Annotated in this window: 17 protein-coding genes; 14 read left to right on the forward strand and 3 right to left on the reverse strand. The window is 69.7% G+C overall.

Annotation, left to right across the window (positions count from 1 at the left end):
• Window positions 1–57 precede the first annotated feature (57 nt).
• Window positions 58–897, reverse strand: a complete 840-nt coding sequence (locus AB8A24_RS20915) for an NlpC/P60 family protein (RefSeq protein WP_328962114.1) — start codon at window positions 895–897, stop codon at window positions 58–60.
• 849 nt (window positions 898–1,746) lie between these two features.
• Between AB8A24_RS20915 and AB8A24_RS20920 the strand changes: the two genes are divergently transcribed.
• Genes AB8A24_RS20920 through nuoN form a run of 14 tightly spaced genes read left to right on the forward strand, consistent with a single transcriptional unit; the run spans window position 1,747 to window position 17,614 of the window.
• Window positions 1,747–2,106 carry an NADH-quinone oxidoreductase subunit A gene (locus AB8A24_RS20920; protein WP_030010013.1) on the forward strand — a complete coding sequence of 120 codons (360 nt, stop codon included), beginning with the start codon at window positions 1,747–1,749 and terminating at the stop codon, window positions 2,104–2,106.
• Between the two features lie 15 nt (window positions 2,107–2,121).
• Window positions 2,122–2,676, forward strand: coding sequence for an NADH-quinone oxidoreductase subunit B family protein (locus tag AB8A24_RS20925; protein ID WP_266381642.1), 555 nt, complete (start codon window positions 2,122–2,124; stop codon window positions 2,674–2,676).
• Window positions 2,673–3,401 (forward strand): NADH-quinone oxidoreductase subunit C, encoded by a 729-nt coding sequence (locus AB8A24_RS20930; RefSeq protein WP_369477077.1) that lies wholly within the window; start codon window positions 2,673–2,675, stop codon window positions 3,399–3,401. Before AB8A24_RS20925 ends, AB8A24_RS20930 begins: the two co-directional genes overlap by 4 nt.
• Window positions 3,401–4,741, forward strand: a complete 1,341-nt coding sequence (locus AB8A24_RS20935; RefSeq protein ID WP_328962112.1) for an NADH-quinone oxidoreductase subunit D — start codon at window positions 3,401–3,403, stop codon at window positions 4,739–4,741. The genes AB8A24_RS20930 and AB8A24_RS20935 overlap by 1 nt, the downstream gene beginning before the upstream one ends.
• Window positions 4,738–5,493: an NADH-quinone oxidoreductase subunit NuoE gene (nuoE, locus tag AB8A24_RS20940; RefSeq protein ID WP_033224170.1), complete on the forward strand. Its 756-nt coding sequence runs from the start codon at window positions 4,738–4,740 to the stop codon at window positions 5,491–5,493. Before AB8A24_RS20935 ends, nuoE begins: the two co-directional genes overlap by 4 nt.
• Window positions 5,493–6,878, forward strand: a complete 1,386-nt coding sequence (gene nuoF / locus AB8A24_RS20945; RefSeq protein ID WP_030758058.1) for an NADH-quinone oxidoreductase subunit NuoF — start codon at window positions 5,493–5,495, stop codon at window positions 6,876–6,878. The genes nuoE and nuoF overlap by 1 nt, the downstream gene beginning before the upstream one ends.
• A complete protein-coding gene (locus tag AB8A24_RS20950; RefSeq protein ID WP_369477081.1) occupies window positions 6,875–9,379 on the forward strand; it encodes an NADH-quinone oxidoreductase subunit G in 2,505 nt (834 codons plus the stop codon). The genes nuoF and AB8A24_RS20950 overlap by 4 nt, the downstream gene beginning before the upstream one ends.
• The gene (nuoH, locus tag AB8A24_RS20955; protein ID WP_328962110.1) at window positions 9,376–10,728 is read left to right on the forward strand and encodes an NADH-quinone oxidoreductase subunit NuoH; all 1,353 of its coding nucleotides are present in this window, start codon (window positions 9,376–9,378) and stop codon (window positions 10,726–10,728) included. Before AB8A24_RS20950 ends, nuoH begins: the two co-directional genes overlap by 4 nt.
• A 3-nt stretch (window positions 10,729–10,731) precedes the next feature.
• Window positions 10,732–11,328 carry an NADH-quinone oxidoreductase subunit NuoI gene (gene nuoI / locus AB8A24_RS20960; protein WP_266483056.1) on the forward strand — a complete coding sequence of 199 codons (597 nt, stop codon included), beginning with the start codon at window positions 10,732–10,734 and terminating at the stop codon, window positions 11,326–11,328.
• Window positions 11,325–12,140, forward strand: a complete 816-nt coding sequence (locus AB8A24_RS20965) for an NADH-quinone oxidoreductase subunit J (protein ID WP_328962109.1) — start codon at window positions 11,325–11,327, stop codon at window positions 12,138–12,140. Before nuoI ends, AB8A24_RS20965 begins: the two co-directional genes overlap by 4 nt.
• Window positions 12,137–12,436 (forward strand): NADH-quinone oxidoreductase subunit NuoK, encoded by a 300-nt coding sequence (gene nuoK / locus AB8A24_RS20970; RefSeq protein ID WP_030653455.1) that lies wholly within the window; start codon window positions 12,137–12,139, stop codon window positions 12,434–12,436. Before AB8A24_RS20965 ends, nuoK begins: the two co-directional genes overlap by 4 nt.
• 9 nt (window positions 12,437–12,445) lie before the next feature.
• A complete protein-coding gene (gene nuoL / locus AB8A24_RS20975) occupies window positions 12,446–14,341 on the forward strand; it encodes an NADH-quinone oxidoreductase subunit L (RefSeq protein ID WP_328962108.1) in 1,896 nt (631 codons plus the stop codon).
• Window position 14,342: 1 nt separating this feature from the next.
• The gene (locus AB8A24_RS20980; protein WP_266381613.1) at window positions 14,343–15,962 is read left to right on the forward strand and encodes an NADH-quinone oxidoreductase subunit M; all 1,620 of its coding nucleotides are present in this window, start codon (window positions 14,343–14,345) and stop codon (window positions 15,960–15,962) included.
• A complete protein-coding gene (gene nuoN, locus AB8A24_RS20985) occupies window positions 15,959–17,614 on the forward strand; it encodes an NADH-quinone oxidoreductase subunit NuoN (protein ID WP_328962106.1) in 1,656 nt (551 codons plus the stop codon). Before AB8A24_RS20980 ends, nuoN begins: the two co-directional genes overlap by 4 nt.
• 177 nt (window positions 17,615–17,791) lie before the next feature.
• Here nuoN and AB8A24_RS20990 read toward each other — a convergent pair whose 3' ends face one another.
• Together AB8A24_RS20990 and AB8A24_RS20995 are read right to left on the reverse strand one after the other, a co-directional pair.
• Complete coding sequence (locus tag AB8A24_RS20990; protein WP_328962105.1) at window positions 17,792–18,403, reverse strand: hypothetical protein; 612 nt, start codon at window positions 18,401–18,403, stop codon at window positions 17,792–17,794.
• A gap of 122 nt (window positions 18,404–18,525) precedes the next feature.
• Window positions 18,526–19,087 (reverse strand): HEAT repeat domain-containing protein (locus AB8A24_RS20995; protein ID WP_369477086.1); only part of this gene is annotated, 562 nt, incomplete at its 5' end.

A 19,087-nucleotide genomic window follows, 5' to 3' on the forward strand; every position in this document is an offset into this window, starting at 1 on the left:
GTGTCCGGTCGACACGACACCCCTCTGCCGTGCCCGGAGCCGTGAACTGAGCGGTGCTCAGAGGACGCGGACGGCGCCCGTCGGCTTGTCGTAGCTGAGGTTGCGCTCGACGATGCCGGTGCTGGGGTTCTGCGCGCCGACGAACTTGCCGCCGCCGACGTAGATGGCGACGTGGTACGCGCTGCCCTTGGAGCCCCAGTACAGGATGTCGCCCGGCTGCAGGGCGCTCAGCGACACGGAGGTGCCGGCCGAGGACTGCGCCTGGGACATGCGCGGCAGGCTGATGCCGGCCTGGCGGTAGGCGGCCTGGACGAGACCGGAGCAGTCGAACGAGGACGGGCCGGTGCCGCCCATCACGTACGCCTTGCCGACCTGCGCGCGGGCGAAGTTGACGATGGCGGCGGCGGAGCCGGTGGCCGGGGCGGAGACGGTGCCGGAGCCCTGCGGGGCGGCGGTGCTCTTGAGCGTGGTGCGCTCGGAGCCGCTGCGGCTGGAACGCTCGGCCTCGGCCTTGCGGTCGGCCTCCGCCTTCGCCGTCTTCTCGGCCTTCTCGGCGTCGGCCTTCTTCTGGGCTTCTTCCTTGGCCTGCTTCGCCTCGGCGGCGGCGCCGGTACGGGCGCTCTCCTCCTGGGCGGTCAGTTCGCCTTCGACGGCCGCGAGGCGGGTGTTCTCGGCGGCCACGGTGATGGCGGAGGAGACGTCGGCGCCCAGGTCCATGTTGAGGACCGGCATTTCGAGCGTCGTCTCGGCCACGGGCTCGGCGGACGGGGACGCGCTCGCGGTGCCGGCCATGGCCAGGGTGCTGAGGACGCCACCGGCAACTCCGGCGCGGACCGCGAGCTTCGAGGCGCTGCGGCGGGGCTTCCGGTGGCTGGGTATGTGAGCGGTGTGGGACATGAGGACAACCGCTATCAGGGCGTCCGGGTTCCCTTCAAGAAACGTGGGTTGCGCCACAGTTGCGTGAGAACGGCGCGAACCGGGCGCGTCCGACTTCTTATTGACGCCGTAACGGGCGAAACGGACAGGCCCTCACAAGGCTGTGATCATGGGGTTTCGGAATTAAGTCCTAATTGATCCCTGACCTACCATCACTCCGCACAGATGGCCAAGCCCTCTTTCGGAAGGCTCGATTCAGAGTGGCGCAGGTCACAGCAACGTCACGCCATGCGGACGCTGTGCCCCTCCCGTGACCTTCCTGTGAACGTGCCGAGAGGTTCGTGAACGGAAGCACGTACTCGCGTCGTCCCGCGCGCGGTCGTCAGAAGCCTCCGTCGATCCGGCGTCTGCCCCCTCTTCGGCCCCCTCATTCACCCCCGCCCCCCTCGTATCCGCCCCGTGTCCACCTCTGTACGCACAGCATCCCCCGACCGGGCGACGCCGATCCCTTTATCATCCCCACACCCTCGTTGCCAATTTGCCTGCACGAGGAATCGTTTGATAGGGCAAGCAGCCTTCTACCTGCGGTAACGGGCTCGGATGTCACCTTTGGTGATCATGTGGATGCTTCGCGTATGAAGATCACCACTCATCGGGCTTCATGATCGTTCGTCAGGTGGTGGAGATCACAAACTCGGTGTTGCAACCCGTGTCGCAGATCACAGACGAGCAGGCATAAGATGCGCACCAGTCCGGCTTGTGAACTGCCTCACATGCAAGCGCTTGATCGAAAGCGTGATCTTCGCGGGGTGGTTCGCGTGGCGCCGGCAGCGGTCCAACGGTCAAGGACGACTGGAAGGAGCGAGGAGCGTGAATGCGTACGCGCCCATCCTCGTGCTCGGCGCCCTCGGCGCAGGGTTTGCGATCTTCTCCGTGGTCATGGCCACGCTGATCGGCCCAAAACGGTACAACCGGGCGAAGCTTGAAGCCTACGAGTGCGGCATCGAGCCGACGCCGATGCCGGCCGGCGGTGGCCGCTTCCCCATCAAGTACTACCTGACGGCGATGCTCTTCATCGTCTTCGACATCGAGGTTGTCTTCCTCTACCCCTGGGCCGTCACCTTCGACTCCCTGGGGATCTTCGGGCTCGTCGAGATGCTGCTCTTCGTGCTCACCGTCTTCGTCGCCTACGCCTACGTGTGGCGCCGCGGCGGCCTGGAATGGGACTGAGGGGCTGAATTTTCCATGGGACTGGAAGAGAAGCTGCCGAGCGGCTTTCTGCTGACCACCGTCGAACAGGCCGCGGGATGGGTGCGCAAGTCGTCCGTCTTCCCGGCCACCTTCGGTCTGGCCTGCTGCGCCATCGAGATGATGACCACCGGAGCGGGCCGGTACGACCTGGCCCGCTTCGGCATGGAGGTCTTCCGCGGCTCCCCGCGCCAGGCCGATCTGATGATCGTGGCCGGACGGGTCAGCCAGAAGATGGCGCCGGTGCTGCGGCAGGTGTACGACCAGATGCCCGCTCCCAAATGGGTCATCTCCATGGGGGTTTGTGCATCTTCAGGCGGAATGTTCAACAACTACGCGATCGTCCAGGGCGTCGACCACATCGTCCCGGTGGACATCTATCTGCCCGGCTGCCCGCCCCGCCCCGAGATGCTGCTGGACGCGATCCTCAAGCTCCACCAGAAGATCCAGGGCGGAAAGCTCGGCGTGAACCGGGAAGAAGCGGCCCGTGAGGCGGAGGAGGCGGCCCTCAAGGCCCTCCCCACCATCGAGATGAAGGGGCTGCTCCGGTGAGCGAGACCCAAGAGCCGGAGAACGGCAGCAACGGCAGCAACGTCCCTGCGCCGCGCGATCAGGGCCCCGAGGTCATCGGCGTCCGCAAGGGCATGTTCGGTGCCGCGGGCGGCGGGGACACCAGCGGCTACGGCGGCCTGGTGCGGACCGTGGCCCTGCCCGGCGCGACGAGCCGGCCCTACGGCTCCTACTTCGACGAGGTCGCCGACGAGCTCGAAGGCGCCCTGGAGGAGCAGGACCTGCTCCCCGAGAACGCCATCGAGAAGACGGTGGTCGACCGGGGCGAACTCACCTTCCACATCGCCCGCGAGCACCTCGTCCGGGTCGCGCGGGTCCTGCGCGACGACCCGGCCCTGCGCTTCGAGCTCTGCACCGGCGTCTCCGGAGTGCACTTCACCGGGGACAAGGGCCGCGAGCTGCACGCCGTCTACCACCTGCGCTCGCTCACGCACGGGCGGATCCTGCGGCTGGAGGTGTCCGTCCCGGACAGCGACCCGCACGTCCCCTCGCTCGTCGCCGTCTACCCGACCAACGACTGGCACGAGCGCGAGACGTACGACTTCTTCGGCCTGATCTTCGACGGGCACCCGGCCCTCACCCGGATCATGATGCCGGACGACTGGCAGGGCTTCCCGCAGCGCAAGGACTACCCGCTCGGCGGCATCCCCGTCGAGTACAAGGGCGCCCAGATCCCGGCTCCCGACCAGCGGAGGTCGTACAGCTGATGTCCACGTCAAACAACGCCTCCGCCGATCACGCCGCCGCGCGCGAGACGACCGAGGGCACCGTCTACACCGTCACCGGCGGCGACTGGGACGAGATCGTCCAGTCCGCCGCCAGGGCCGACGACGAGCGGATCGTCGTCAACATGGGTCCGCAGCACCCGTCCACCCACGGAGTGCTGCGCCTGATCCTGGAGATCGACGGCGAGACGGTCACCGAGGCCCGCTGCGGCATCGGGTACCTGCACACCGGCATCGAGAAGAACCTCGAATTCCGGAACTGGACGCAGGGCACCACCTTCGTGACGCGCATGGACTACCTGACGCCGTTCTTCAACGAGACGGCGTACTGCCTCGGCGTCGAGAGGCTCCTCGGCATCACCGACCAGATCCCGGACCGCGCCACCGTCATCCGCGTCCTGCTGATGGAACTCAACCGGCTCTCCTCCCACCTGGTGTGCATCGCCACCGGCGGCATGGAGCTGGGCGCGACCACGATCATGATCTACGGCTTCCGCGACCGCGAGCTGATCCTCGACATCTTCGAGCTGATCACCGGACTGCGCATGAACCACGCGTTCGTCCGCCCCGGCGGCCTCGCGCAGGACCTGCCCCCGGGCGCCGTCGACCAGCTGCGCGAGTTCGTCAAGACCATGAAGAAGAACCTGCCGGAGTACGACAAGCTCGCCACCGGCAACCCCATCTTCAAGGCCCGCATGCAGGACGTCGGCTACCTCGACCTCACCGGCTGCATGGCGCTCGGCGCCACCGGCCCGATCCTGCGCTCCGCCGGCCTGCCGCACGACCTGCGCAAGTCGGACCCGTACTGCGGCTACGAGAACTACGAGTTCGACGTGCCGACCACCGAGAGCTGCGACTCCTACGGGCGGTTCCTGATCCGCCTGGAGGAGATGCGCCAGTCGCTGCGGATCGTCGAGCAGTGCCTGGAGCGCCTGGCGCCGGGACCGGTGATGGTCGCCGACAAGAAGATCGCCTGGCCGGCGCAGCTCGCGATGGGCCCCGACGGCCTCGGCAACTCGCTCGACCACATCAGGAACATCATGGGCACCTCCATGGAGGCCCTCATCCACCACTTCAAGCTGGTGACCGAGGGCTTCCGGGTACCGGCCGGCCAGGCGTACGCGGCCGTCGAGTCCCCCAAGGGCGAGCTCGGCGTGCACGTCGTCTCCGACGGCGGCACCCGCCCCTACCGGGTCCACTTCCGCGACCCGTCCTTCACCAACCTGCAGGCCATGGCCGCGATGTGCGAGGGCGGCCAGGTCGCCGACGTCATCGTCGCCGTCGCCTCCATCGACCCCGTGATGGGAGGCGTCGACCGATGACCGCCAGTCCTTCGAACCAAGGGGTCTCGCTGGGCATGCCCCAGCTGCCCGCCCCCGACTTTCCGGCGGAGGTACGCGAGCGCCTCGAAGCCGACGCCAAGGAAGTCATCGCGCGCTACCCCGACAGCCGCTCCGCGCTGCTGCCGCTGCTGCACCTGACCCAGTCCGTCGAGGGCTACGTCTCGCGCACCGGCATCCGGTTCTGCGCCGAGGTACTGGGCCTGACCACCGCCGAGGTCACGGCCGTGGCGACCTTCTACACGATGTACCGGCGGGGGCCCTCCGGCGACTACCAGGTCGGCGTCTGTACGAACACCCTGTGCGCGGTGATGGGCGGCGACGCCATCTTCGAGGAGCTCAAGGAGCACCTCGGCGTCGGCAACAACGAGACCACCCCCGACGGCAAGGTCACCCTCGAACACATCGAGTGCAACGCGGCCTGCGACTTCGCCCCCGTGGTGATGGTCAACTGGGAGTTCTTCGACAACCAGACCCCCCAGTCCGCCAAGGCCATGGTCGACGACCTGCTGGCCGGCCGCGAGGTCTCGCCGACCCGGGGCGCCCCGCTGTGCACGTACAAGGAGACCGCCCGGATCCTGGCCGGGTTCCCGGACGAGCGCGAGGGCGCGGTCGAGGCGACCGGCGGCGCCGGCCCCGCCTCCCTGATCGGGCTGCGCATCGCGCGCGGCGAGTCCGCGCACACCCCGATCGTCCACCCGCGCGGCGAGGCCACCACCGAGGGAGGGGAGTGATGTCGGTGTCTTCCGAACTGAGCAACGGCGGCAATGGGGGCACCTCCCACCCGGAGACCGGTGGAGGGACCAGCCCGGAGAAGCTCCTCGCCCCCGTGCTGTCCTCCTTCTGGGACGAGCCGCGGTCGTGGACGCTGGAGACCTACCGGCGGCACGAGGGGTACGAGGGCCTGCGCAAGGCCCTCGCGATGACCCCGGACGACCTCATCGCCTACGTGAAGGACTCGGGTCTGCGCGGCCGCGGCGGCGCCGGCTTCCCCACCGGAATGAAGTGGCAGTTCATCCCGCAGGGCGACGGCAAGCCGCACTACCTCGTGGTGAACGCGGACGAGTCGGAGCCGGGAACCTGCAAGGACATCCCCCTCCTCTTCGCCAACCCGCACTCCCTCATCGAGGGAATGATCATCGCCTGCTACGCGATCCGCTCGGAGCACGCCTTCATCTACCTGCGCGGGGAGACGGTGCCCGTACTGCGGCGCCTGCACGAGGCCGTGCGCGAGGCGTACGCGGCCGGATACCTCGGCAAGGACATCGACGGCACCGGGCGCAACCTCGACATCACGGTGCACGCGGGCGCGGGCGCGTACATCTGCGGTGAGGAGACGGCGCTGCTCGACTCCCTCGAAGGGCGGCGCGGCCAGCCCCGGCTGCGTCCCCCCTTCCCGGCGGTCGAGGGGCTCTACGCGTGCCCCACTGTCGTCAACAACGTGGAGTCCATCGCCTCGGTTCCCGCGATCCTGAACAAGGGCAAGGACTGGTTCAAGTCGATGGGGACCGAGAAGTCCCCCGGCTTCACGCTGTACTCGCTCTCCGGGCACGTCGTCGGCCCCGGCCAGTACGAGGCCCCGCTCGGCATCACCCTGCGCCAGCTCCTCGACATGAGCGGCGGCATGCGCCCCGGGCACCGGCTGAAGTTCTGGACCCCGGGCGGCTCCTCCACCCCGATGTTCACGGACGAGCACCTCGACGTCCCGCTCGACTACGAGGGCGTGGGCGCCGCCGGCTCGATGCTCGGCACCAAGGCCCTCCAGTGCTTCGACGAGACGACGTGCGTGGTGCGGGCCGTGACCCGGTGGACCGAGTTCTACGCCCATGAGTCCTGCGGCAAGTGCACGCCGTGCCGCGAAGGCACGTATTGGCTGGTCCAGCTGCTCCGCGACATCGAGGCCGGCCTGGGCGTCATGTCCGACCTCGACAAGCTGAACGACATCGCCGACAACATCAACGGCAAGTCCTTCTGCGCGCTCGGCGACGGTGCGGCCAGCCCGATCTTCTCCTCGCTCAAGTACTTCCGCGAGGAGTACGAGCAGCACATCACGGGCAAGGGCTGCCCCTTCGACCCCAGGAAGTCGACCCTCTGGGCCGACACGGAGGTGAACGCATGACCGTCACCACTCCAGCGGCCTCCGGGGGCGGGGCGGCGGTTCCACCCGAGAACACCGTCTCGCTGACCATCGACGGGGTCGAACTGTCCGTGCCCAAGGGCACCCTCGTCATCCGGGCCGCCGAGCAGCTCGGCATCGAGATCCCCCGGTTCTGCGACCACCCCCTCCTCTCCCCGGCCGGCGCCTGCCGCCAGTGCATCGTCGAGGTCGAGGGCCAGCGCAAGCCGATGGCCTCCTGCACCATCACCTGCACCGACGGCATGGTCGTCAAGACCCAGCTGACCTCCGAGGTCGCCGACAAGTCCCAGCGCGGGGTGATGGAGCTGCTGCTCATCAACCACCCGCTGGACTGCCCCGTCTGCGACAAGGGCGGCGAGTGCCCGCTGCAGAACCAGGCGATGTCGCACGGCAACGCCGATTCGCGCTTCGAGGGCAAGAAGCGCACCTACGAGAAGCCGGTCCCCATCTCCACCCAGGTGCTGCTGGACCGCGAGCGGTGCGTGCTGTGCGCGCGCTGCACCCGCTTCTCCAACGAGATCGCCGGCGACCCGATGATCGAGCTGCTGGAACGCGGCGCGCTCCAGCAGGTCGGCACCGGCGAGGGCGACCCCTTCGAGTCGTACTTCTCCGGCAACACCATCCAGATCTGCCCGGTCGGCGCCCTCACCTCGGCCGCCTACCGGTTCCGCTCCCGCCCCTTCGACCTCGTCTCCTCCCCGAGCGTGTGCGAGCACTGCGCGGGCGGCTGCGCGACCCGCACCGACCACCGCCGCGGCAAGGTGCTGCGTCGGCTCGCCGCCGAGGACCCCGAGGTCAACGAGGAGTGGATCTGCGACAAGGGCCGTTTCGGGTTCCGCTACGCGCAGCGCCCGGACCGGCTGACCACCCCGTTGGTGCGCAGCGCCGCCGGGGTGCTGGAGCCGGCGAGCTGGCCCGAGGCCCTGGAGGCCGCGGCGAACGGACTGGCCGCCGCGCGCGGCCGGGCCGGGGTGCTGACCGGCGGCCGGCTCCCCGTCGAGGACGCCTACGCGTACGCCAAGTTCGCCCGGGTGGTGCTCGACACCAACGACATCGACTTCCGGGCCCGCGTGCACAGCGCCGAGGAGGCCGAGTTCCTGGCCTCGGAGGTCGCCGGGTACGGGGTCGACCTCGGCGGGCAGTGCCTCTCGTACACCGCCCTGGAGGCGGCCCCGGCGGTGCTGCTCGTCGGCATCGAGGCCGAGGAGGAGGCCCCGGGCGTCTTCCTGCGGCTCCGCAAGGCCCACCGCAAGCACAAGCAGCGGACCTTCTCCGTCGCCCCCTTCGCCACCCGCGGCCTGGACAAGACCGGCGGCCGCCTGCTGGCCGCCGCCCCCGGCACCGAGCCCGAGTGGCTCGACGCGCTGGCCTCCCGGACCGGCCTGGAGACCGGGGGCGCCGAGGCCGCCGAGGCGCTGCGCCTGCCCGGCGCGGTCATCCTCGTCGGGGAGCGCCTCGCCGGGGTACCGGGCGCGCTGACCGCCGCCGTCCGGGCCGCCGGGGTCACCGGGGCCACCTTGGTGTGGATCCCGCGCCGGGCCGGTGAGCGGGCCGCCGTCGAAGCGGGAGCGCTGCCGTCCCTGCTGCCGGGCGGCCGCCCCGCCACCGACCCGAGGGCCCGCGACGAGGTCGCCACCGCCTGGGGCCTGGACGAACTCCCGCACCGCTACGGCCGCGACACCGGCCAGATCGTCGAGGCCGCGGCGACCAGGGAGCTCTCGGCCCTGCTCATCGCGGGCGTCGAGGTCACCGACCTGCCGGACCCGGCCCGCGCGCGAACCGCCCTCCAGGAGGCCTTCGTGGTCTCCCTGGAACTGCGGCCCAGCGAGGTCACCCAGCACGCGGACGTGGTCCTCCCGGTCGCCGCGGTGGCCGAGAAGGCGGGCGCGTTCATCAACTGGGAGGGCCGGGTCCGGCCGTTCGAGGCCGCCCTCAAGCCCGACCAGATGACCCGCCGGCTCGCCCCGGCCGACGCCCGCGTGCTGCACATGCTGGCCGACGCCGCCGACCGGCCGATCGCACTGCCCGACGTGCACGCCGTACGCCGGGAGATCGACCGGCTCGGACCGTGGGCCGGTGAGCGGGCCACCGCGCAGAGCGCGGACACCGTGCCCCAGCCTCGTCCCGGCATCGGCGAGGCGGTCCTCGCGGGCCACCGGCTGCTGCTGGACCTCGGCCGGCTGCAGGAGGGCGACGACGCCCTGGCCGGCACCCGGCACGAGGCGAGCGCCCGGCTGTCGGCCGCCACGGCCGCCGAGACCGGCGTCAAGGACGGCGACGTCCTCGCCGTCACCGGCCCGGCCGGCTCCGTGGAACTCCCGCTCCGGATCACCGAGATGCCCGACCGCGTGGTCTGGCTCCCGCTGAACTCCACCGGCTCCGGCGTCCTCGCCGATGCCGGCGCCCGCCCGGGCACCCTCGTACGCATCGGCCCGGCGACCCCGGCCGGCGCAGGCGACACCACTGCGGAGGTGGGCGCGTGAACACCGTTCAACTCGCTGCCGAGGACCTGTCCCTGTTCGGCAAGGACGTCTGGTGGCTCGTCGTCGTCAAGGCGGTGTTCTGCTTCGCCTTCCTGATGGTGACGGTGCTGTTCTCCATCGTGTGGGAACGCAAGGTCGTCGCCTGGATGCAGCTGCGGATCGGCCCGAACCGGCACGGCCCGTGGGGCATGCTCCAGTCGCTCGCCGACGGCGTGAAGCTGATGCTCAAGGAAGACCTGATCGTCAAGCGGGCCGACAAGGTCATCTACGTCCTGGCCCCGATCATCGCGGCGATCCCGGCCTTCATGGCCATCGCGGTGATCCCCTTCGGGCCGCCGGGCGACGAGGTCTCCATCTTCGGCCAGCGCACCACGATGCAGCTGACCGACCTGCCGATCGCGATGCTCTACATCCTCGCGGTGGCCTCGGTCGGCATCTACGGCATCGTGCTGGCCGGCTGGTCCTCCGGCTCGACCTACCCGCTCCTCGGCGGCCTGCGTTCCTGCGCGCAGATGATCTCGTACGAGATCGCGATGGGCGCGGCCTTCGCCTCGGTCTTCCTCTACTCCGGGTCGATGTCGACCTCGGCGATCGTCGAGGCGCAGGCGGACCGTTGGTTCATCGTCCTGCTGCCGGTGTCCTTCATCATCTACGTCGTCACGATGGTCGGCGAGACGAACCGCGCCCCCTTCGACATGCCGGAGTCCGAGGGCGACCTGGTCGGCGGCTTCAACACCGAGTACTCGTCCATCAAGTTCGCGCTGTTCATGCTGGCCGAGTACGTCAACATGGTCACCGTCTCGGCGGTCTCGGTCACCCTCTTCCTGGGCGGCTGGCGGGCCCCGTACCCGATCAGCTCCTTCTGGGAGGGCGCGAACCACGGCTGGTGGCCGATGCTCTGGTTCGTCCTCAAGGTGCAGCTGCTGCTGTTCTTCTTCATCTGGCTGCGCGGCACGCTGCCCCGCGTGCGCTACGACCAGCTGATGAAGCTCGGCTGGAAGGTCCTGATCCCCGTCTCGGTGGTCTGGCTGATGCTGGTGGCCACCGTCCGGGCGCTGCGCAACGAGGCGTACGACTTCAGCGAGATCGTCCTGTACGTCGGCGGCGGAGTCGTGGCGATCCTGCTCCTCTCCTTCGTCGCGGACGTCTTCCGCGACAAGCGGGAGAAGACGGCGGCCGCCGAGGCGACGCACGACGCCGAGCCCTTCGACCCGCTGGCGGGCGGATTCCCCGTACCGCCCAAGCCCGGCCAGCACCTGGCACCCGTACCGCGCAGGCGGTCCCGCACCGAGCGGGAGCTGATTGTCAGTGGCGGGACGAATACTGACAGTGACCGAGAGGAGGCTTGAGAGATGTCCGACGAGAAGTGGCAGAACCCGGTGGCGGGCTTCGGCGTGACCTTCAAGGCCATGTTCAAGAAGCGCCTCACCGAGCAGTACCCGGAGCAGCAGAAGACGACCGCACCGCGCTTCCACGGACGGCATCAGCTCAACCGGCACCCCGACGGTCTGGAGAAGTGCATCGGGTGCGAGCTGTGTGCCTGGGCCTGTCCCGCCGACGCCATCTACGTGGAGGGGGCGGACAACACCGAGGAGGAGCGCTACTCCCCGGGTGAGCGGTACGGCGCCGTCTACCAGATCAACTACGCCCGCTGCATCCTGTGCGGGCTGTGCGTGGAGGCGTGCCCGACGAGGGCGCTCACCATGACGAACGAGTTCGAACTGGCCGACTCCAGCCGCGAATCGCTCATCTACACCAAGGAGCAGCTGCTGGCCGGCCTGACCGAGGGCATGGTCGAGGCACCGCACTCGATCTTCCCCGGCACGGACGACACGGACTACTACCGAGGACTGGTGACCGGGGCCGCTCCGGGCACCGTCCGGCAGGTCGCCGTCTCCAAGGGCGAAGTCGCCCCGGAGAACGGGCAGTCCGAGGAGGTGGACGCATGAGCACCATCGCCGCCACCGCCACCTCCATGACCTCCACGGGCGAGGCGATCCAGTTCTGGATCCTCGGCACGGTCGCCGTCATCGGCGCACTGGCCACGATCCTGATGAAGAAGGCCGTGCACAGCGCGCTCAGCCTGGCCGGGACGATGATCATCCTGGCTGTCTTCTACCTCGCCAACGGGGCGTACTTCCTGGGCGTCGTCCAGGTCATCGTCTACACCGGCGCGATCATGATGCTCTTCCTCTTCGTGGTCATGCTCGTCGGCGTCACCGCCGCCGACTCCCTGAAGGAGACCATCAAGGGACAGCGCTGGATGGCCGTCCTGTGCGGGCTCGGCTTCGGCGTCCTGCTGATCGGCGGCATCTCCAACGCCGGGCTCACCCACTTCAACGGGCTCGGCCGGGTCAACTCCGGCGGGCACATCGAAGGCCTGGCGCAGCTGATCTTCACCAAGTACGTCTTCGCCTTCGAGATCACCGGCGCACTGCTGATCACCGCGTCCGTCGGCGCGATGGTCCTCACGCACCGCGAGCGCACCGAACGGGCCGCCACCCAGCGCGAACTCGCCGAGAAGCGGGTCCGCGAGGGCGTCCAGCTCCCGCCGCTGCCCGCGCCCGGGGTCTACGCCCGGCACAACGCGGTGGACGTCGCCGGTCTGCTGCCGGACGGCACCCCGTCCGAGCTGACCGTCAACCGGACACTGCGCGCCCGGGGCCAGATCCGGGACGTCTCCAGCCAGGCGATCGACGACCTCAAGGCACTGGAGCAGGCCTCCTCGGAGCGCCTCGGCCGTGAGGAGGCCTCGAAGTGAATCCGGTCAACTACCTGTACCTGGCGGCCCTGCTGTTCACGATCGGTGCCACCGGGGTCCTGATCCGCAAGAACGCGATCGTGCTGTTCATGTGCGTCGAGCTGATGCTCAACGCCTGCAACCTCGCCTTCGTCGCGTTCTCCCGGATGCACGGCAACCTCGACGGCCAGATCATCGCGTTCTTCACGATGGTCGTCGCCGCCGCGGAAGTCGTGGTCGGCCTGGCGATCATCGTGTCGCTGTTCCGTACCCGCCACTCGGCCTCGGTCGACGACGCCAGCCTGATGAAGCTGTAAGGGGTCGCTGTGGAGAACCTGATTGCGCTGCTGATCGCGGCGCCCCTGCTCGGAGCGGTGGTGCTGCTCTGCGGCGGCCGGCGCCTCGACAAGGTCGGTCACTGGATCGGCACCCTGCTCGCGGCCGTCTCCTTCGGGATCGGCGTCGTCCTGTTCGCCGACATGCTGGGGCGCACGGCCGAGGACCGGACCCTGACCCAGAAGCTGTACACCTGGATCCCCGTCGAGGGCTTCCAGGCGGACATGGCCTTCCAGCTGGACCAGCTGTCGATGACCTTCGTCCTGCTGATCTCCGGGGTGGGCACGCTCATCCACGTGTACTCGATCGGGTACATGGAGCACGACGAGCGCCGCCGCCGCTTCTTCGGCTACCTCAACCTGTTCGTCGCGGCGATGCTGCTGCTGGTCCTCGCCGACAACTACCTGCTGCTGTACTTCGGCTGGGAGGGCGTGGGCCTCGCCTCGTACCTCCTGATCGGCTTCTGGCAGCACAAGCCCAGCGCGGCCACCGCCGCGAAGAAGGCCTTCCTGGTCAACCGCGTCGGCGACATGGGCCTGTCGATCGCGATCATGCTGATGTTCACCACCTTCGGGACCTTCACCTTCGGGCCGGTCTTCGCCTCGGTGGGCGAGACCTCCGAGGGCACGCTGACGGCGATCGGCCTGATGCTGCTGCTGGCCGCCTGCGGCAAGTCGGCGCAGGTCCCGCTGCAGTCCTGGCTCGGGGACGCGATGGAGGGCCCGACCCCGGTCTCGGCCCTGATCCACGCGGCCACCATGGTGACGGCGGGCGTGTACCTGATCGTCCGCTCGGCCGCCGTCTTCAACGGGGCGCCGGACGCCCAGCTGGTGGTCACCGTCGTGGGCGCGGTCACACTGCTCTTCGGTGCGATCGTCGGTTGCGCGAAGGACGACATCAAGAAGGCCCTGGCGGGCTCGACGATGTCGCAGATCGGCTACATGATCCTCGCCGCGGGCCTCGGCCCCATCGGCTACGTCTTCGCGATCATGCACCTGGTGACGCACGGCTTCTTCAAGGCAGGCCTCTTCCTCGGCGCGGGTTCCGTGATGCACGGGATGAACGACGAGGTCGACATGCGCAAGTACGGGGCCTTGAGGAAGTACATGCCGGTCACCTTCGTGACCTTCGGCCTCGGGTACCTGGCCATCATCGGCTTCCCGGGCCTGTCGGGCTTCTTCTCCAAGGACATGATCATCGAGGCGGCCTTCGCGAAGGGCGGCACCGAGGGCTGGATCCTGGGCGGAGTGACCCTGCTGGGCGCCGGCATCACCGCCTTCTACATGACCCGCGTCATGCTCCTCACCTTCTTCGGCGAGAAGCGCTGGCAGCCGGACGCGGACGGCCACCCGCCGCACCCGCACGAGTCCCCGAAGTCCATGACCGTCCCGATGGTCATCCTGGCCTTCGGTTCGGTCTTCGCCGGAGCCTTCTTCGAGATCGGTGAGCGCTTCCTGAAGTGGCTGGAGCCGGTCACGGGCTACTCGCACGGCAACCCGCCGGTCAGCGCCATGACCGTCACCGCAGCCACCATGGTGATGCTCCTCGTCGGCGTCGGCATCGCCTGGGCGATGTACGGCAAGCGGCCCGTCCCGGTCGTCGCCCCGCGCGGCTCGCTCCTCACCCGGGCGGCCCGCAAGGACCTCTACCAGGACGACTTCAACCACGTCGTGCTGGTCCGCGGCGGGGAGCACCTGACCCGCTCGCTCGTGTACCTCGACCACAGCGTGGTCGACGGGGTGGTCAACGGGACGGCCGCCTCGGTCGGCGGGCTCTCGGGCCGCCTGCGCAAGCTGCAGAACGGCTACGCCCGCAGCTACGCGGTCTCGATGTTCGGGGGCACGGTGGTCCTGATCGCCGCGACCCTGCTGATGAGGGCGGTGTGAAATGAGTTTCCCGCTTCTGACGGTGACGGCCGCGGTCCCCGCGGTCGGCGCGATCCTGACGGCGGCCGTCCCGGCCGCCCGCAGGACCGCCGCCAAGTGGCTCGCGCTGCTCTTCTCGCTGGCGACACTGGCCCTGGCCGTGCTCGTCGCGATCCGGTTCGACCCGACCGGTGACCGCTACCAGCTCACCGAATCCCGGCCCTGGATCGCCGACTTCGGCGTCCGCTACGAGCTCGGCGTGGACGGGATCGGGGTGGTGCTCATCGGGCTCACCGCGGTTCTGATGCCGTTCATCATCCTTGCAGGCTGGCATGACGCCGACCCGTTGGAGACGAAGAGCCAGCGCTGGCGGCCTACCCAGGGCTTCTTCGCCCTGATCCTGATGGTCGAGGCGATGGTGATCATCTCCTTCGAGGCCACCGACGTCTTCCTCTTCTACATCTTCTTCGAAGCCATGCTCATCCCGATGTACTTCCTCATCGGCGGCTTCGGGGACCGTGCCACTTCCTCCCGATCAGCCGCTGCCGCGGCGGGCGGCTCCGAGGAGAACGCGGCCACGCAGCGCTCGTACGCGGCGGTCAAGTTCCTCCTCTACAACCTGGTCGGCGGCCTGATCATGCTGGCGGCCGTCATCGGCCTCTACGTGGTCGCCGGGAACTTCTCCCTCCAGGAGATCACCGCCGCCCGGGCCGCGGGCACGCTCGACATGTCGACCAACACCGAGCGGCTGCTGTTCCTGGGCTTCTTCTTCGCCTTCGCGGTGAAGGCTCCGCTCTGGCCGCTGCACACCTGGCTGCCGAACGCGATGGGCGAGTCCACCGCCCCGGTCGCCGTACTGATCACCGCGGTCGTCGACAAGGTCGGCACCTTCGCGATGCTCCGCTTCTGCCTCGGGCTCTTCCCCGACGCCAGCAAGTGGGCCACGCCGGTGATCCTCGTCCTGGCCCTGATCAGCATCGTCTACGGCGCGCTGGTCGCGGTCGGCCAGCGGGACATCAAGCGGCTGGTCGCCTACGCCTCGATCTCGCACTTCGGCTTCATCATCCTGGGCATCTTCGCGATGACCTCCCAGGGCCAGTCCGGCGCCACCCTCTACATGGTCAACCACGGCCTGTCGACGGCGGCGCTGATGCTGGTGGCCGGCTTCCTGATCTCGCGGCGCGGCTCGCGGCTCATCGCCGACTACGGCGGTGTCCAGAAGGTGGCCCCGGTCCTCGCCGGCACCTTCCTGATCGGTGGCCTCGCCACCCTCTCGCTGCCGGGCCTCGCGCCCTTCGTCAGTGAATTCCTGGTCCTGGTCGGCACGTTCGCCCGGTACCCGGTCGTCGGCATCATCGCCACCATCGGCATCGTGCTCGCCGCCCTCTACACGCTGGTGCTCTACCAGCGCACGATGACCGGCCCCGTGAAGGAGGAGGTCCGCACCATGCCGGACCTGCGCCTGCGGGAGGTACTGGTGGTCGCCCCGCTGATCGCCCTGCTGATCGGGCTGGGCGTCTACCCGAAGGTGCTCACCGACATCGTCAACCCGGCGGTGGAGCACACCCTGTCGGACGTGAAGCAGACGGACCCGAAGCCCGAGGTCGACGTCGAAGCCAAGAACGGGGAGGTGGCGAAGTGAGCGCAGCGACTTCCGCCCACAGCCTGTGGACACTGGCGGCCGAGGCACCGGCCGACCGGATCCCGGCACCGACCATCGAGTACGCACAGCTCGCGCCCACGTTGATCGTGGTGGGCGCGGCGGTGCTCGGGATCCTCGTCGAGGCCTTCGTGCCCCGCAAGGCCCGCTACCACGTCCAGGTGTTCCTCGCCGTCGCCGCGCTGGCCTCGGCCTTCGCGGCGGTCGTCGGCCTCGCGGCCGGCGGGTACGGGTCGGGCAAGGCCCACATCGCCGCGATGGGCGCCATCGCCGTGGACGGCCCGGCACTCTTCCTGCAGGGCACCATCCTGCTGGCCTCGATCGTCGCGGTCTTCACCTTCGCCGAGCGGCGGCTGGACCCCGCGGCGCACGGCAACCGGGTGGACTCCTTCGCCGCCCAGGCGGCGTCCGTACCGGGCAGCGACAGCGAGAAGGCCGCCGTCAAGGCGGGCTTCACCACCACCGAGGTCTTCCCGCTGGCCCTGTTCGCGATCGCCGGCATGCTGATCTTCCCGGCGGCCGACGACCTGCTGACGCTGTTCATCGCCCTCGAGGTGTTCTCCCTCCCGCTCTACCTGCTCTGCGCCCTCGCCCGCCGCCAGCGGCTGATGTCGCAGGAGGCCGCGGTGAAGTACTTCCTGCTGGGTGCCTTCTCCTCCGCCTTCCTCCTCTTCGGCATCGCGCTGCTCTACGGGTACGCGGGCTCGGTCTCGTACGCGGTGATCGCCGACGTGGTCGACGGCACGGTCGCGAACATCGACCCGGCGCTGGCCTCCACCATGGGCAATGACGCGCTGCTGCTGATCGGCGGCGCGCTGATCATGGCGGGCCTGCTCTTCAAGGTCGGCGCGGTCCCCTTCCACATGTGGACCCCGGACGTCTACCAGGGCGCCCCGACCCCGATCACCGGCTTCATGGCGGCGGCGACGAAGGTGGCCGCCTTCGGCGCCCTCCTGCGGCTGCTCTACGTGGTCCTGCCGGGGCTGCGCTGGGACTGGCGTCCGGTGATGTGGGCGGTGGCCATCGTCACCATGCTGGCGGGCGCGGTGATCGCCGTGACCCAGACGGACGTCAAGCGGCTGCTGGCCTACTCCTCGATCGCGCACGCCGGCTTCATCCTGGCCGGTGTGATCGCGACCTCGGCACAGGGCGTCCAGTCCGTCCTCTTCTACCTGGCCGCGTACTCCTTCGTGACGATCGGCGCCTTCGCGGTGGTCACGCTGGTGCGTGACGCGGGCGGTGAGGCCACGCACCTGTCCAAGTGGGCCGGTCTCGGCCGGCGTTCACCGCTGACGGCGGCCGTGTTCGCGGTGTTCCTGCTCGCCTTCGCGGGCATCCCGCTCACCTCCGGCTTCACCGGCAAGTTCGCCGTGTTCAAGGCGGCGGCGGAGAGCGGCGCCGGGGTGCTGGTCGTGATCGGTGTCCTCTCGTCCGCGATCGCCGCGTTCTTCTACATCCGGGTGATCGTCCTGATGTTCTTCAGCGAGCCGAAGGCCGACGGCCCGACGGTGGCGGTTCCCTCGCCGCTGACGATGACCACCATCGCGGTGGGCGTCGCCGTCACCCTGGTCCTGGGCCTCGCCCCGCAGTACTTCCTGGACCTGGCGGGGCAGGCGAGCACCTTCGTCCGCTGATCCGGTCCGCACCACGGCGAAGGGCCCGGCTCCCACGGGTGAGCCGGGCCCTTCGCCGTGGTGCGGGTCTACTCCGGTAGCCCCTTCGGCTTGATGGTGGTGAGGTCCAGGTCGATGGGGAAGGGGACCGCGACCTTCAGCCGGTCGTGATGGCACTTGGCTGCACCGGCGCGCGGGCTAATGGCCGTGCGGGTGGGCGGCGGCCGGCTTGCCCGGGGTGGGGGCCTTCTTCGGACAGGTCAGCGCCGGGTTCCAGTTGTGGAAGCGGCCCGCCGGGTTCTCCTTGTACGCCCACATGTGCAGGTCGTAGTGCTTGGGCATGCCCTTCCAGTGGCCGGGCATCGGCCCGTCGAAGGGCAGCCCGAACATGCTCGGACGGTCGTCGGCCGTCTTCAGGTCCTGGTCCCGGTCGGTCGACATCCACTCCACCGTCTCGAGTTTGCGGCGGCCGGTGCGGTCCTTGTCCTTGCTGTAGAGGAGCGCGGTCGGCCTGGCGGGGTCCTTCGAACCCCAGTTGGCCTGCTTCACGTAGTGGTAGCCCATGGCGCCCACCCCGAACGGGTTGGTCATGCATTCCTCGCCGTGCGGGACGTACCCGTCCTGGAGCGCCGCCCGCTCGTCCGCGTACTTGGCCGTCACCGCGATCGCCGTCGCCATGTCCCGCATGGCCTTGGCGTCGTGCGGATCGGGAGCCGGCCCCTCGACCCCGTGCGCCGGGGACACGGCGGCCAGACCGAGCGACACGGCGGCCGCGCAGGCCAAGGCGGTCTTGAGGCTGCGTACGGACATGGCGGCGGCTCCTCGGGGTGGGGGTACGGGGTACGGGTTCCCGCTTCCATTCGTCCGTCCACCATCCCCGCCCCTCGCACCGGTCGCACGCGGCGCGCCTCCGAACGGGGGCCGGGGCTCCCTCAGGCCCGGGCCGCGTACGCGCGGACGTCCGCGTCCGGGTCCGAGACCGCCGTGGCGAGGGCCGCCCGGGCCTCCGCGCAGGCCCGGTGGGCCAGCAGGGCCAGTACCGCGGCCTTGCGGACGTCGGCGTTGGCATCGGCCAGGGCCTTGGCCAGGGCCGGTACGGCCGCCTCCGTCGTGGCCGCCGACAGCCCGGTCGCCGCCCCCGCCCGGACCTGCCAGGCGGCGTCGGCCAGAGCCGCCACCGCGGTACGGGCGTACCCGTCCGGGCAGCCGGCCCGGGCCAGCGCCGCCAGCGCCGCGCCCCGCACCAGCGGGTCCGGGTCGGCCAACAGCGGGTCCAGCGGCGCCGGCGCCGGGGTGTGCACCGAGGCCAGGCCCTTGGCCAGCGCCACCCGGACCTCGCGGGCCGGGTCGGCGGCGGCCGCTGCCAGCTCCGGGACGGCGTCCACCGAGACCAGCGCCCGCACCGCGTGGATGCGGACCTCCGGGTCGGGGTCGGCCAGCGAGGCGGGGTACAGCTCCGCGTCGCCGGGCCGTAGCGCCCGCAGCGCCTCGAGC

This window comes from Streptomyces sp. BF23-19 (assembly GCF_041106355.1).
Taxonomy (GTDB): domain Bacteria; phylum Actinomycetota; class Actinomycetes; order Streptomycetales; family Streptomycetaceae; genus Streptomyces; species Streptomyces virginiae_A.

Coding starts and splice junctions, on each gene's coding strand:
- AB8A24_RS20915 (WP_328962114.1), bottom strand. CDS start 897: ATGTCCCACACCGCTCACATACCCAGCCACCGGAAGCCCCGCCGCAGC.
- AB8A24_RS20925 (WP_266381642.1), top strand. CDS start 2,122: ATGGGACTGGAAGAGAAGCTGCCGAGCGGCTTTCTGCTGACCACCGTC.
- AB8A24_RS20935 (WP_328962112.1), top strand. CDS start 3,401: ATGTCCACGTCAAACAACGCCTCCGCCGATCACGCCGCCGCGCGCGAG.
- nuoE (WP_033224170.1), top strand. CDS start 4,738: ATGACCGCCAGTCCTTCGAACCAAGGGGTCTCGCTGGGCATGCCCCAG.
- nuoF (WP_030758058.1), top strand. CDS start 5,493: ATGTCGGTGTCTTCCGAACTGAGCAACGGCGGCAATGGGGGCACCTCC.
- AB8A24_RS20950 (WP_369477081.1), top strand. CDS start 6,875: ATGACCGTCACCACTCCAGCGGCCTCCGGGGGCGGGGCGGCGGTTCCA.
- nuoI (WP_266483056.1), top strand. CDS start 10,732: ATGTCCGACGAGAAGTGGCAGAACCCGGTGGCGGGCTTCGGCGTGACC.
- AB8A24_RS20965 (WP_328962109.1), top strand. CDS start 11,325: ATGAGCACCATCGCCGCCACCGCCACCTCCATGACCTCCACGGGCGAG.
- AB8A24_RS20980 (WP_266381613.1), top strand. CDS start 14,343: ATGAGTTTCCCGCTTCTGACGGTGACGGCCGCGGTCCCCGCGGTCGGC.
- AB8A24_RS20990 (WP_328962105.1), bottom strand. CDS start 18,403: ATGTCCGTACGCAGCCTCAAGACCGCCTTGGCCTGCGCGGCCGCCGTG.